14 protein-coding genes are annotated in these 12,757 nt (G+C 73.7%); 10 read left to right on the top strand and 4 right to left on the bottom strand.

The window, feature by feature from the left end; all coding sequences use genetic code 11:
- The first annotated feature begins 3 nt into the window (after positions 1-3).
- Genes ACH4ZX_RS09905 through ACH4ZX_RS09915 form a run of 3 tightly spaced genes read left to right on the top strand, consistent with a single transcriptional unit; the run spans position 4 to position 2,905 of the window.
- Positions 4-1,134, top strand: a complete 1,131-nt coding sequence (locus ACH4ZX_RS09905) for a segregation/condensation protein A (protein ID WP_398270265.1) — start codon at positions 4-6, stop codon at positions 1,132-1,134.
- Positions 1,131-1,784 (top strand): SMC-Scp complex subunit ScpB, encoded by a 654-nt coding sequence (gene scpB, locus ACH4ZX_RS09910; protein ID WP_360755894.1) that lies wholly within the window; start codon positions 1,131-1,133, stop codon positions 1,782-1,784. Before ACH4ZX_RS09905 ends, scpB begins: the two co-directional genes overlap by 4 nt.
- Positions 1,784-2,905 (top strand): pseudouridine synthase, encoded by a 1,122-nt coding sequence (locus ACH4ZX_RS09915; protein WP_398270269.1) that lies wholly within the window; start codon positions 1,784-1,786, stop codon positions 2,903-2,905. Before scpB ends, ACH4ZX_RS09915 begins: the two co-directional genes overlap by 1 nt.
- Positions 2,906-2,988: 83 nt before the next feature.
- On the opposite strand, the gene ACH4ZX_RS09920 is transcribed toward ACH4ZX_RS09915, so the two are convergent.
- A complete protein-coding gene (locus tag ACH4ZX_RS09920; protein WP_398270272.1) occupies positions 2,989-3,858 on the bottom strand; it encodes a DUF72 domain-containing protein in 870 nt (289 codons plus the stop codon).
- Between the two features lie 82 nt (positions 3,859-3,940).
- Here ACH4ZX_RS09920 and ACH4ZX_RS09925 point away from each other — a divergent pair, with 82 nt between their 5' ends.
- Positions 3,941-4,693, top strand: coding sequence for an NUDIX hydrolase (locus ACH4ZX_RS09925; RefSeq protein ID WP_398270275.1), 753 nt, complete (start codon positions 3,941-3,943; stop codon positions 4,691-4,693).
- Entirely contained in the window at positions 4,690-5,712 is a 1,023-nt protein-coding gene (locus ACH4ZX_RS09930; protein WP_398270278.1) for an ADP-ribosylglycohydrolase family protein, read from the top strand. The genes ACH4ZX_RS09925 and ACH4ZX_RS09930 overlap by 4 nt, the downstream gene beginning before the upstream one ends.
- A gap of 156 nt (positions 5,713-5,868) precedes the next feature.
- On the opposite strand, the gene ACH4ZX_RS09935 is transcribed toward ACH4ZX_RS09930, so the two are convergent.
- A complete protein-coding gene (locus tag ACH4ZX_RS09935; RefSeq protein ID WP_398270281.1) occupies positions 5,869-6,684 on the bottom strand; it encodes a DNA polymerase beta superfamily protein in 816 nt (271 codons plus the stop codon).
- Between the two features lie 207 nt (positions 6,685-6,891).
- On the opposite strand from ACH4ZX_RS09935, the gene aroH reads away from it, so the two are divergent.
- The 5 genes from aroH to der all read left to right on the top strand — a co-directional run bounded on the left by aroH (position 6,892) and on the right by der (position 11,416).
- Positions 6,892-7,260: a chorismate mutase gene (gene aroH, locus ACH4ZX_RS09940; protein ID WP_398270284.1), complete on the top strand. Its 369-nt coding sequence runs from the start codon at positions 6,892-6,894 to the stop codon at positions 7,258-7,260.
- Positions 7,257-8,342: a prephenate dehydrogenase gene (locus ACH4ZX_RS09945; protein ID WP_398270287.1), complete on the top strand. Its 1,086-nt coding sequence runs from the start codon at positions 7,257-7,259 to the stop codon at positions 8,340-8,342. Before aroH ends, ACH4ZX_RS09945 begins: the two co-directional genes overlap by 4 nt.
- A gap of 182 nt (positions 8,343-8,524) precedes the next feature.
- The gene (gene cmk / locus ACH4ZX_RS09950) at positions 8,525-9,211 is read left to right on the top strand and encodes a (d)CMP kinase (protein WP_398270291.1); all 687 of its coding nucleotides are present in this window, start codon (positions 8,525-8,527) and stop codon (positions 9,209-9,211) included.
- Positions 9,212-9,264: 53 nt separating this feature from the next.
- A complete protein-coding gene (locus tag ACH4ZX_RS09955; protein WP_398270730.1) occupies positions 9,265-9,870 on the top strand; it encodes a lysophospholipid acyltransferase family protein in 606 nt (201 codons plus the stop codon).
- Between the two features lie 67 nt (positions 9,871-9,937).
- Entirely contained in the window at positions 9,938-11,416 is a 1,479-nt protein-coding gene (gene der, locus ACH4ZX_RS09960) for a ribosome biogenesis GTPase Der (RefSeq protein ID WP_398270294.1), read from the top strand.
- Between the two features lie 76 nt (positions 11,417-11,492).
- Here the strand turns inward: der and ACH4ZX_RS09965 are convergent, their stop codons facing one another.
- Together ACH4ZX_RS09965 and ACH4ZX_RS09970 are read right to left on the bottom strand one after the other, a co-directional pair.
- Positions 11,493-11,879, bottom strand: a complete 387-nt coding sequence (locus ACH4ZX_RS09965; protein WP_398270297.1) for a hypothetical protein — start codon at positions 11,877-11,879, stop codon at positions 11,493-11,495.
- A gap of 44 nt (positions 11,880-11,923) precedes the next feature.
- Positions 11,924-12,706: a hypothetical protein gene (locus ACH4ZX_RS09970; protein ID WP_398270300.1), complete on the bottom strand. Its 783-nt coding sequence runs from the start codon at positions 12,704-12,706 to the stop codon at positions 11,924-11,926.
- Positions 12,707-12,757: the final 51 nt, after the last annotated feature.

A 12,757-nucleotide genomic window follows, 5' to 3' on the forward strand; every position in this document is an offset into this window, starting at 1 on the left:
GCCATGACCTCCAGCGACGCTCCCGTCCCCGGCGCATCCGCCGGCCGTCGGCGCGCGCTGGGCAGAGGCCCCGGGGTGCCGCCGGCCGAGCGTACGACGCCCGTGGCGGACCCGGAGCCCACGGCACCCGGGGCGCCCGTGGCCGAGCCACCGGTAGGCGCGGAGCCGGCGCCCGCGGAGCCTGTGCCTGCGGAGCCGTCGCCCGAGGTCATCGTTCAGGAAGCCGTCGTTCCGGAGCCGGAAGCCGAGCCGGAGTACGAGCCCGAGCCCGGGCCCGAGCCGGAACCCGTGCGAGACGGGGCGGCCGGTGACTCCGAGGCGGCCGGTGAGGGCGTCTTCAAGGTCCGGCTCGCCAACTTCGAGGGGCCCTTCGACCTCCTCCTCCAGCTCATCTCGAAGCACAAGCTGGACGTCACCGAGGTGGCGCTGTCGAAGGTGACCGACGAGTTCATGGCCCACATCCGGGCGCTGGGCCCGGACTGGGACCTGGACGAGACGACCGAGTTCCTGGTGGTCGCCGCCACGCTGCTCGACCTCAAGGCGGCCCGGCTGCTGCCCGCCGCCGAGGTGGAGGACGAGGCGGACCTGGCGCTGCTGGAGGCGCGGGACCTGCTGTTCGCGCGGCTGCTGCAGTACCGCGCCTACAAGCAGATCGCCGACATCTTCAGTCACCGCCTCGACCAGGAGGCCCGCCGCTACCCCCGTACCGTCGGCCTCGAACCGCACCACGCCGAGCTGCTGCCCGAGGTGGTCATCAGCATCGGCGCGGAAGGGTTCGCCAGGCTCGCGGTCAAGGCGATGCAGCCCAGGCCGAAGCCGCAGGTGTACGTCGACCACATCCACGCGCCGCTGGTGAGCGTGCAGGAGCAGGCCGGCATCGTCGTCGCCCGGCTCAGGGAGCTCGGCGAGGCCAGCTTCCGCGCCCTGGTCGAGGACACCGACGACACGCTGACCGTCGTGGCCCGCTTCCTGGCGCTGCTGGAGCTGTACCGCGAGAAGGCGGTGGCCCTGGACCAGGAGGCGGCGCTGGGGGAGCTGACCGTGCGCTGGACGGGCGGCGAGGGGGACGCCCGGCCGATGGTGACCGACGAGTTCGACCGGCCGCCCGAGCGGCCCGAGGAGGACAAGGCGTGAGCGAGGAGACCACCGACGTCCCGGCCGGGCTGCGCACGGTCGCCGACCTCGGCCTCAAGCCCGCCCTGGAGGCGGTCCTGATGGTCGTGGACGAGCCCGCGACCGAGGAGCACCTGGCCCGGATCCTGGAACGGCCGCGCCGGCAGATCGCGGCCGCGCTGCGCGAGCTGGCCGACGAGTACACCGCCCAGGGCCGCGGTTTCGAGCTGCGGCTGATCGCGGGCGGCTGGCGGTTCTACACCCGCCCCGAGTACGCGGCGGCCGTCGAGCGCTTCGTCCTCGACGGCCAGCAGGCCCGGCTGACCCAGGCCGCCCTGGAGACCCTCGCGGTGGTCGCGTACCGGCAGCCGGTGAGCCGCAGCCGCGTCTCGGCCGTACGAGGAGTCAACTGCGACGGTGTCATGCGCACCCTCCTGCAGCGCGGTCTGGTCGAGGAGGCGGGCACCGAACCCGAAACAGGTGCGATCCTGTACAGGACGACGAACTACTTCCTGGAGCGGATGGGCCTGCGCGGCCTGGACGAACTCCCGGAGCTCGCGCCCTTCCTCCCGGAGGCGGAGGCGATCGAGGCCGAGACCCAGGAGGGTGTGCCGTCGTTCGATCCGGACGCTCCGGATTCCGAGGACGCAGACGACAAGACGGAACTTTGATGCGAAGCAGCAGCGGCAGGAACAGCAGCGGAAACAACGGCGGGAGCCGTGGTGGCAACAGCGGCGGCCGCGGCGGGAGCGGCGGTGGCCGCGGTAACTACCGCGGCGCCGGGAACGCCCGCGACGACAAGCAGGACGGCCGGCCGAAGAAGCCGCGCCCGGAGGAGCGGCGCTACGACGTGGGACCCGGCGCCACCCAGGACGGCCCGAAGTCGGGCCGTGGCGCCTCGGCGCGCGGCGGCGCCAAGGGCGGCCCCAGGCAGGGCCAGGGCACCGGGCGCGGCCGTACGGCTCCGGCGAGTTCCCGTGAGTACGACGCCCGCGCCGAGGAGCGCAACCGGGAGCGGTACGCGGGCCGGAAGGACGTCAAGCTGCCCAAGACCTTCCCGGGCGCCGAGCAGGAGGGCGAGCGGCTGCAGAAGGTCCTCGCCCGCGCGGGCTACGGCTCCCGGCGAGCCTGCGAGGAGCTGATCGAGCAGGCCCGGGTCGAGGTCAACGGCGAGATCGTCCTGGAGCAGGGCAAGCGGGTCGACCCGGAGAAGGACGAGGTGAAGGTCGACGGGCTGACGGTCGCGACGCAGTCGTACCAGTTCTTCTCGCTGAACAAGCCGGCGGGCGTGGTGTCCACGATGGAGGACCCCGAGGGCCGTCAGTGCCTCGGCGACTACGTCACCAACCGGGAGACCCGGCTGTTCCACGTGGGCCGTCTCGACACCGAGACCGAGGGCGTGATCCTGCTCACCAACCACGGCGAGCTGGCGCACCGGCTGACGCACCCCAAGTACGGCGTGAAGAAGACCTACCTCGCGCACATCGTCGGACCGATCCCGCGGGACCTCGGCAAGCGCCTGAAGGACGGCATCCAGCTGGAGGACGGGTACGCGCGGGCGGACCACTTCCGGGTCGTCGAGCAGACCGGCAAGAACTACCTGGTCGAGGTGACCCTGCACGAGGGCCGCAAGCACATCGTGCGCCGCATGCTCGCCGAGGCCGGCTTCCCGGTCGACAAGCTGGTGCGCACGGCCTTCGGCCCGATCACCCTGGGCGACCAGAAGTCGGGCTGGCTGCGCCGGCTGTCGAACACGGAGGTCGGCATGCTGATGAAGGAAGTCGACCTGTAGGGGCGTTTTCCGACGGCGGCCGGTCCCGGATCTCTCCGGGGCCGGCCGCCGTCCTTCCGCCCCGGCCCGCGCGTCCCTCGCGCTCACTCCGCCGGGGAGCGCGGGGCCGCCGTGCCGAGGAGGCGCCGCATGGTTTCCGCGGCCCGGACCGCCGCCGTGCCGCAGCAGTTGTTGAACAGGACGTGGAGCCGGTCGACCCGGGCCACCAGGGCGTGCAGGCGGGGCAGCCACTCGGAGAGTTCGGGCTCGGAGTAGTCGTGGCGGAAGCGGTCCTCCTTGCTGCCCGTACCCCAGGCGGGGCTGCGTCCGTGGAAGCGGACGACGGACAGGCGGGGGCAGGTGACCGGGGTGACCGGCGGGACGGAGCCGGGCAGGGACCGGGCCATGTCGACGGCCACGGCCGTCATGCCGTACCGCGTGAGCAGCGCGCGCGTCGCCTCCGCCCATTCCGCGCTCCACCACCCGGGGTGCCGGAACTCCACGGAGACGGGCCAGCCAGCGGTCCGCTCGGCGCGCTCCCGCAGGAACGCCCCGGTCCGTCCGCCCGGCCGGAACCACGGCGGCAACTGGAACAGCACGCTGCCGAGCCGCCCCGCCGCGCGGAGCGGCTCGATCCCCTCGGTGAACCGTGCCCACACCTCGTCCAGCACCTTGGGATCGCGATGCTCGGCGGGCAGCCCGTCGGGCATCGCCGAGTCCCGCGTCGGGTGCCCGGTCAGCAGCGAGAAGGCCTTCACGTCGAAGACGAAGCCCTCCGGCGTCCGCTCGGCCCACAGGCGGCTGTTGCGCGCGCCGGGCAGCGCGTAGTACGCCGAGTCGACCTCCACGACCGGGAACCGCTCGGCGTAGTACCGCAGCCGTCCCTCGGCGTCCCGCCGCCCCGCCGGATCCCAGCCGCTGCCGACCAGCGCCCGGTCCGTCCAGGAACACGTGCCCACCAGGATCTCGCCCATCCCGTGCGGTTACCCGGCGAGGGGTTGTGGAAGCACCCGTCCATATTTATAGTCGAGGTGACCATTAAGGAGGTGGGTGCGCATGGCCTTCGGCGCGGACAAGTCCGACAAGGGTGCGGCGGGCTACGACAAGTACGCCTACGAACCCTTCGCCGTCACCGTCGACCTCGCCGTCCTCACCCTGCGCTCCGGCGCCCTGCACGTGCTGCTCGTCGAGCGCGGACAGGAGCCGTACGCCGGTCACTGGGCGCTGCCCGGCGGCTTCGTCGAGCCGGACGAGTCCGCCGAGACGGCCGCCCGGCGCGAGCTCGCCGAGGAGACCGGCCTGGAGGACGTCACCGGGCTGCACCTGGAGCAGCTGCGCACGTACAGCGAACCCGGCCGCGACCCCCGCATGCGGGTCGTGTCGGTCGCCTTCACCGCCCTGCTGCCCGACGCGCCCGAACCGCGGGCGGGCAGTGACGCGGCGCGGGCGAGCTGGCTGCCGTACGACTCGGCGGGCCCCCTCGCCTTCGACCACGACCGGATCCTGGCCGACGCCCACGAAAGCGTCGGCGCCAAGCTCGAGTACACCTGCCTCGCCACCGCCTTCTGCCCGCCCGAGTTCACCCTCGGCGAGCTCCAGCAGGTCTACGAGACGGTGTGGGGCACCGCCCTCGACCGCCCCAACTTCCGCCGCAAGGTGCTGGCCACGCCCGGCTTCGTCGAACCCGTCCCCGGCGCCGCCCGGTTGACCGGCGGCCGCGGCAAACCGGCCGCGCTGTACCGCGCCGGCCCGGCCACCACCCTGTACCCGCCCCTGCTCCGACCGTCCCGGGAAGGACACACCGCATGAGCGACTGGACCGTCCACAAGCGCGCCGCCTCCGGTTCGTTGACCGGCCTCGCCCTCGGGGACGCCCTCGGTTTCCCCACCGAGTTCAACGACGTGCCGTCGATCCTCGCCAAGTCCGGGCCGTGGCGGGAGATGACGCTGCCGCAGCCGGCCGTCGTCTCCGACGACACGCAGATGACGCTGGCGCTCGGCCGCGCGCTCAGGACCGCCATGGACCGCGGGGTGCTGGCGCCGAAGCGGCTGGAGCGGCCGCTGCGCGAGGAGTTCGTGGACTGGTACCAGTCGCCGGAGAACAACCGGGCCCCGGGGAACACCTGCCTGCGGGCGTGCAGCCTGCTGAAGGAGCAGGGCCGGCCCTGGCAGGACGCCAGCCAGATCGATTCCAAGGGCTGCGGCGCCAACATGCGCGTGGCGCCGGTCGGGCTGGCGCCCGGCCTGAGCGACGACCAGCGGGCGGGCGCGGCCCAGTTGCAGGCCGCGCTCACGCACGGGCACCCCACGGCCCTGGCCGCCTCCGACCTCACCGCCCACGCCGTGCGCCTCCTCGCGCAGGGCGCCGAACCGACCGGCCTCGTCGGCCTGCTGCGGTCGTACGCCCATGACAACCGCGCCCGCTACCACCACGAGTGGCTCGGCGACCTGTGGACCCGGGCCGGCGACGCCGGCCCCGAGAGCTTCATCGCGCGCGGCTGGGACGAGTGCCTGGAGATCCTCGTCCGTCTTCAGGACGCCGTGCGCACCGTCTCGCCCGAGACCGACCCGTGCCTGGCCACCGGCGCGGGCTGGATCGCCGAGGAGGCCCTGGCGACGGGCCTGCTGTGTTTCCTCCTCTTCGTCGACGAGCCGGTGACCGCCATCCGCCGGGCCGCCTGCACCTCCGGCGACTCCGACTCCATCGCCTGCCTCACCGGCGCTTTCGCGGGCGCGTACCGCGGGGCGGACGCCTGGCCCACGGAATGGGCGGACCGCATCGAGTACCGGAGCGACCTGACGACCCTCGGGGCGCTCTGGGACGCTTGAGCGGTGGGCGGCTGGGCGGCTGGGCGGTGGTGGGCCGGGCGGTGGTCGGCGCAGCGGTGGGCGGCCCGGCGGTGGGCGACGCCCCGCACGCCGGGCCGGCGCGCGTGCGGGCCTGCGCGGGGCGGCCGCGTCCTGCCGGAGGAGGCGCGGGGCGCCTCAGCGCCGCCCGGCGCCCCGCGGGCGTAGGACGCCCCGCACGCCTTCGTCGCCTCGCACGCCTTCGTCGCCCGGTACGTCTTCGTCGCCCGGTACGGCTCGGTCGTCCGGAACGGCGTCGTCGTACGGGTCCGGCCCGAGGGCCGAGGCGCGGCGGACGCGGACGAGGAAGTCCTCCACCCGGCGCCGGTCCGGCTCCTCGGGCAGCGGGCTGCGCCTGGCGGCCTCGTCCGCCTCGGCCGCCAGGCGGTTCATCCGGGACTCCACCTCCGGCCACGGCACCTCGCCCCGCCTGACCGCCAGCAGCGGCTCGCGCCGGTCGCCGACGTCGACGGTCAGGACGCCCGTGCGCAGCAGGTCGCGGGAGGTCGTCAGCAGGCGCAGCATGTGCATGGCGTGCTTCCAGCGCGGGGCGCCGTGCGTGCGGACGTCGGCCGCCAGCTTCCTGCGCTGGCCGAGCGCGTAACGGCTGAACGACTCGTGCACCCGGCGGGAGAGGAACGCCCCGCGCAGCGCGAGGAGTTCACGGCCGGTGTCGTCGACGTGCTCGACGAGCGGGGAGTGCAGGCACTCCAGGATGTTCGGGTTCGCGCGCAGCCCCAGTTCGCAGAAGCGCTCCAGCTCCCAGCTGAACTGCTCCTCGGCCGGCCCCTCGACGTGCGTCGGCGGCTTCTCGAACCGCCAGAACAGGGGAGCGGGGGCGGCGAACACGCCCCGGCGGTCGGTGTCGCTGGCGTCCGTGGCCAGGCCGAAGGCGCGCGAGCCCATCACGCAGGAGTAGACGGTGTGGTCGCGTACCAGGGTCTCGGGGCGCATGCCCCGGAGCGTACGCGGCACCGCCCGCCGGGCGGATCGAATTTCCCGCCGCCTCCGTCCGCCCCGGCTCGTCTCGATCGCCTCCGTCCGCCTCTGTCCGCCGCTCGCCCCGCCGTCTCAGCGGGCGGGCGCCGCGTCCCCGGCCGGCGGGCGCTGACTACGCTGGTCGGCGAGAGCCGATACGCACGCCGAGCAAGGAGCAGCACCGTGGCGGTACGAGCGGTCCGGGGGGCCGTCCAACTCGAGCGGGACGACGCCGACCACATGAACGAGCAGGTCGGGGCCCTGCTCACCGCCGTTCTGGAGCGGAACGGGCTGACCGCCGACGACCTGATCAGCGTATGGTTCACGGCCACCCCCGACCTGCACAGCGACTTCCCGGCGGCCGCCGCCCGCAAGCTCGGCGCCGGCTTCGCCGACGTCCCCCTGATCTGCGCGCAGGAACTCGACGTCGAGGGAGCCATGCCCCGCGTCGTCCGGATACTCGCGCACATCGAGTCCGACCGGCCCCGCGCCGAGATCGCCCACGTCTACCTCGGCGCCGCGGCCGCCCTGCGCAAGGACATCGCCCAGTGAGAACCGCACTCGTCATCGGCACCGGCCTCATCGGCACCTCCGCCGCGCTCGCGCTGTCCCAGCGGGGCGTCACCGTCCACCTCAGCGACCACGACCCGGAGCAGGCCGTCACCGCCGCCGCCCTCGGCGCCGGCACGGCCGAGGCGCCCGAGGGGCCCGTCGACCTCGCGATCGTCGCGGCGCCGCCCGCGCATGTGGCGACCGTGCTGGCCGACGCCATGCGCCGGGGCGTCGCCCGCGGCTACCTCGACGTGGCCAGCGTCAAGGGCGGTCCGCGCCGCGAGCTGGAGGCGCTGGGCCTGGACCTGTCGCCGTACATCGGCACCCACCCCATGTCGGGCCGCGAGAGGTCCGGCCCGCTGGCCGCCACCGCCGACCTCTTCGAGGGCCGCCCCTGGGTGCTGACCCCCACCCGGGACACCGACACCGAGGTGCTCAACCTCGCCCTGGAACTGGTCTCGCACTGCCGGGCCGTGCCCGTGGTGATGGACGCCGACGCGCACGACCGGGCCGTCGCGCTGGTCTCCCACATGCCCCACCTGGTGTCCAGCATGGTCGCCGCGCGCCTGGAGCACGCCGAGGAGGCCGCCGTACGGCTGTGCGGGCAGGGCATCCGGGACGTGACCCGGATCGCCGCCTCCGACCCCCGGATGTGGATCGACATCCTGTCCGCGAACCCGGGGCCGGTGGCCGACCTGCTCACCGACGTCGCCGCCGACCTGGAGGAGACCGTGCAGGCCCTGCGCGCACTCCAGGCCTCCGACGAGGCCAAGCGGCGCGAGGGCAGCTCCGGCATCGAGGACGTCCTGCGGCGCGGCAACGCCGGCCAGGTCCGCGTCCCCGGCAAGCACGGGTCCGCCCCGCGGGCCTACGAGGTCGTGGCCGTCCTCATCGACGACCAGCCCGGCCAGCTGGCCCGCATCTTCGCCGACGCGGGCAGGGCCGGGGTGAACATCGAGGACGTGCGCATCGAGCACGCGACCGGGCAGCAGGCGGGCCTGGTGCAGCTGATGGTGGAACCGCAGGCGGCGCCGGTGCTGTCGGCGGCGCTCAGGGAACGGGGCTGGGCCGTCCGGCAGTGACCGTCCCGGTCGTCCAGCGGTGACCGTCCCGGTCGTCCGGCAGTGAACCGTCCCGGCAGTCCGGCGGTGACCTCCCCGGTCGTCCGCCTGCAAGAGGGGGTCCGGGGAGCCAGTAACCTTGTGCGGGGCACCCTCGCCGCCCCGCACACTCCCACCACACCGCACCAGGAAGGTGTCCCCCTGTGGAAAACGGTGCCGCCCAGCCCGTGATCGTCGCCATCGACGGCCCCGCCGGCACGGGCAAGTCGAGCACGTCCAAGGCCGTGGCCGCGCAGCTCGGCCTGAGCTACCTGGACACCGGCGCCCAGTACCGGGCGATCACCTGGTGGATGGTGAGCAACGGGATCGACATCGACGACCCGACCGCGATCGCCGCCGTGGCCGGCAAGCCGGAGATCGTCTCCGGCACCGACCCGGAGAACCCGACCATCACCGTCGACGGCATAGACGTGGCCGGTCCCATCCGTACCCAGGAGGTCAGCTCCACGGTGAGCGCGGTCAGCGCCGTGCCCGAGGTGCGGGCCCGCATCACCGAGCTGCAGCGCTCCCTGGCGGCCTCCGCCGAGCGGGGCATCGTCGTCGAGGGCCGCGACATCGGCACGACCGTGCTGCCCGACGCCGACCTGAAGATCTTCCTCACCGCCTCCCCGGAGGCGCGCGCCGCCCGCCGCAGCGGCGAGCTCAAGGGCGCCGACGTCCACGCCACCCGCGAGGCCCTGATCAAGCGCGACGCGGCCGACTCCAGCCGCAAGACCTCGCCGCTCGCCAAGGCGGACGACGCCGTCGAGGTGGACACCACGGACCTCACCCTGGCCCAGGTCATCGAGTGCGTGGTCACCCTCGTCGAGGAGAAGCGGGCGGCGAAGTGACGGCGGCTTCCGAGCGGGGTGCCGAGGTCGGGCGGCGCATCGGCGTCGGCCTGATGTACGGGCTGTGGAAGCCGCGCGTGCTGGGCGCCTGGAAGGTTCCGGCGACGGGTCCGGCGATCCTCGCCGTCAACCACTCCCACAACATCGACGGCCCGATGGTCATGGGCGTGGCGCCCCGGCCGACGCACTTCCTGATCAAGAAGGAGGCGTTCGTCGGGCCGCTCGACCCCTTCCTGCTGGGCATCGGCCAGCTCAAGGTCGACCGGTCCGTCGCCGACCGCACGGCGATCACGCAGGCGCTCGACGTCCTGTCGGCCGGCGGCGTGCTCGGCATCTTCCCCGAGGGCACCCGGGGCGAGGGCGACTTCGCCTCGCTGCGGGCGGGGCTCGCCTACTTCGCGGTGCGCAGCGGCGCGCCGGTCGTCCCGGTCGCCGTGCTGGGAAGTTCCGAGCGCCGCGGGCGGTTGATAAAGCAGTTGCCCCCGCTGCGCAGCCGCGTCGACGTCGTCTTCGGCGACCCGTTCGAGGCGGGCGACGGCAGCGGGCGGCGTACCCGCAAGGCGCTGGACGAGGCGACCGAGCGCATCCAGAAGCAGCTCACCGCACACCTGGAAAACGCCAGGCGCCTGACCGGGCGCCGGGCGACACTGAGTAACTGAGTAGTGGATCCGCCCGTCGGAAGACGGCCGTTCCACCGATCACCACGATGAACGAGGTACCAACTTCATGAACGACCAGATCACCTCCGGCGGCTCGGGCGAGGAGCACGAGCACGGAGCGCTTGGCGACGCCGAGTACGCCGCGTTCATGGAGCTCGCCGCGGAAGAGGGCTTCGACGTCGAGGACGTCGAGGGCGCCATCGAGGCGGCCGGGCACGGCCCGCTGCCCGTGCTGGCCGTCGTCGGCCGCCCGAACGTCGGCAAGTCGACCCTGGTGAACCGGATCATCGGCCGCCGCGAGGCCGTCGTCGAGGACAAGCCGGGCGTCACCCGCGACCGCGTCACCTACGAGGCCGAGTGGGCCGGCCGCCGCTTCAAGGTCGTCGACACCGGCGGCTGGGAGCAGGACGTCCTCGGCATCGACGCCTCCGTGGCCGCGCAGGCCGAGTACGCGATCGAGGCGGCCGACGCCGTGGTGTTCGTGGTCGACGCCAAGGTCGGCGCGACCGACACGGACGAGGCCGTCGTACGGCTGCTGCGCAAGGCCGGCAAGCCCGTCGTGCTGTGCGCCAACAAGGTCGACGGCCCCAGCGGCGAGGCCGACGCGGCCTACCTGTGGTCCCTCGGCCTCGGCGAGCCGTACCCCGTCTCCGCGCTGCACGGCCGCGGCACCGGCGACATGCTGGACGCCGTCCTGGAGGCGCTGCCGGAGGCACCGGAGCAGACCTTCACCGCCGCCGTCGGCGGCCCGCGCCGGATCGCCCTGATCGGCCGCCCGAACGTCGGCAAGTCCTCGCTGCTGAACAAGGTGGCGGGCGAGGAGCGCGTCGTCGTCAACGAACTCGCCGGCACCACCCGCGACCCGGTCGACGAGATCATCGAACTCGGCGGCAAGACCTGGAAGTTCGTCGACACGGCCGGCATCCGCAAGCGCGTCCACCTGCAGCAGGGCGCCGACTACTACGCCTCGCTGCGCACGGCCGCGGCCGTGGAGAAGGCCGAGGTGGCGGTCGTCCTGATCGACGCCGCCGACTCGATCTCCGTGCAGGACCAGCGCATCGTCACCATGGCCGTCGAGGCGGGCCGCGCGCTCGTCCTCGCCTACAACAAGTGGGACACCCTCGACGAGGAGCGCCGCTACTACCTGGAGCGGGAGATCGAGACGGAGCTGGGCCAGGTGGCGTGGGCGCCGCGGGTCAACGTCTCGGCGCGGACCGGCCGGCACATGGAGAAGCTGGTCCCGGCGATCGAGACCGCGCTGGCCGGCTGGGAGACCCGGGTGCCGACCGGCCGCCTGAACGCCTTCCTCGGCGAGCTGGTCGCCGCCCACCCGCACCCCATCCGGGGCGGCAAGCAGCCGCGCATCCTCTTCGGCACCCAGGCCGGCACCAGGCCGCCGCGGTTCGTGCTGTTCGCCTCCGGCTTCATCGAGGCGGGCTACCGGCGCTTCATCGAGCGCCGGCTGCGCGAGGAGTTCGGCTTCGAGGGGACGCCGATCCATATCTCGGTGCGGGTGCGCGAGAAGCGCGGCGCGAAGAAGAAGTGAGTCACCCGGGCACGCGGAAGTGAGTCACCCGGACATGTGAGGAGGGGCGGCCCCGGTGGGGGCCGCCCCTCCCGCGTCAGGGCGCCTTGCTCGGCGCGGGCGGCAGGGCGGGAGGGACGTGGTGCAACCCGGTGCCCTGCGGGCCGACGTGCGCGACGCGCTGCCACTGCGACTGCTGGCGAGTGCTGTAGGCGCCCGCACCGTAGGCGCTGTACGAGCTGCTGAACGACCCAGGCCGGTGACCGTCGGCGGCCGGGCTGCGCGGGATGTTCCCGAAGGCGGTGAAGCCCAGATCCTCCTCGCCGCTGCGGTCACCCGGCAGCGCGCGGAAGGACTTGACGTACTCGGCGTAGAGCGCGTCGTAGATCGGCGTGGCCGATGGGCCGCCATGGTGGTCCTGAGCCGGCCGCGAGGACGGGACCGGCTGGCGGGACGGGCGGCGGGGAACGTCGTAGGTGTGCACGTATGTCCAAACGACCCCGGGTCGAAGGGGATGCGGGGCTCGTCTCACGTCCCCGCGAGCGGCATGGCGGCCGCCACCAGCTTGCCGCCCGCCGCCGCCCGGTCGAGCGCGTCCCGCAGCAGGTCCTCCCGCGGCTGGCGGCCGATCGACCCCACCGGCGCGGCGAACACGAGTGCCTGCTGGTGCTTGTTGGCGGCGTTGCGCCAGCTCTCGGTCACCTGCAGCGGCTGATGGGCCTGCCACCAGGCCACCGGCTGCCCGCCGTGCAGACCGGGCTGCAGGACGGCGTGCAGCCGGCCCATGGCGAGCAGCACCGACCAGCCGTGCAGCACCGGCGGCACCTCGGCCAGCTCCGTCAGCGGCATGAAACCCTGCTCGATGAGCAGCGGCAGGAAGTCGTCGCCGACGCCGGTCGTGCCCGGCCGCACGACGGGCGCGGTCGGCTCGACGACCAGGGCCGGGTGCAACTCCCCGGCCACCAGGACGAGTCCGCTGGTCACCCCGAGCACGGCCTGCTCGGGGACGACCTTCGCGGGCTGCGGGCCCGCGGCGTCCCCGGAGATCGACCGCACGGCCCCCTGGAGCTGTTCCTCGGTGACCTGCACGACCTGCGAGGGCAGGCAGGTGGCGTGGGCGAAGGCGAGGACGGCGGTCTCGTCGCCGACGAACAGGACGGTGCTGGTGCGCTCCTGTCCGGTGTCGCCCGGTGTGCGGCAGGACGTGCAGTCGTAACTGCCGGGGGCGTTCTCTCCGGCGAGCAGCCGGTCGGCCTCTTCGTCGCCGATCTCGGCGCGTACCTCGTCGCTGACGTCGAGCATGCGCGGCACGGGTGGCTCCCTCGGGATGTGATGCGTGGCGGGGCCGGGTGGCTCCCGGCC

The sequence above is a fragment of the Streptomyces sp. NPDC020490 genome (assembly GCF_044335305.1).
Lineage (GTDB): Bacteria > Actinomycetota > Actinomycetes > Streptomycetales > Streptomycetaceae > Streptomyces.

What these genes read in the sequence shown, in the direction of transcription:
- ACH4ZX_RS09915 (WP_398270269.1), top strand. Translation starts at nt 1,784, where the DNA reads ATGCGAAGCAGCAGCGGCAGGAACAGCAGCGGAAACAACGGCGGGAGC.
- der (WP_398270294.1), top strand. Translation starts at nt 9,938, where the DNA reads ATGAACGACCAGATCACCTCCGGCGGCTCGGGCGAGGAGCACGAGCAC.
- ACH4ZX_RS09935 (WP_398270281.1), bottom strand. Translation starts at nt 6,684, where the DNA reads ATGCGCCCCGAGACCCTGGTACGCGACCACACCGTCTACTCCTGCGTG.
- ACH4ZX_RS09905 (WP_398270265.1), top strand. Translation starts at nt 4, where the DNA reads ATGACCTCCAGCGACGCTCCCGTCCCCGGCGCATCCGCCGGCCGTCGG.
- ACH4ZX_RS09925 (WP_398270275.1), top strand. Translation starts at nt 3,941, where the DNA reads ATGGCCTTCGGCGCGGACAAGTCCGACAAGGGTGCGGCGGGCTACGAC.
- ACH4ZX_RS09955 (WP_398270730.1), top strand. Translation starts at nt 9,265, where the DNA reads ATGTACGGGCTGTGGAAGCCGCGCGTGCTGGGCGCCTGGAAGGTTCCG.
- ACH4ZX_RS09920 (WP_398270272.1), bottom strand. Translation starts at nt 3,858, where the DNA reads ATGGGCGAGATCCTGGTGGGCACGTGTTCCTGGACGGACCGGGCGCTG.
- ACH4ZX_RS09930 (WP_398270278.1), top strand. Translation starts at nt 4,690, where the DNA reads ATGAGCGACTGGACCGTCCACAAGCGCGCCGCCTCCGGTTCGTTGACC.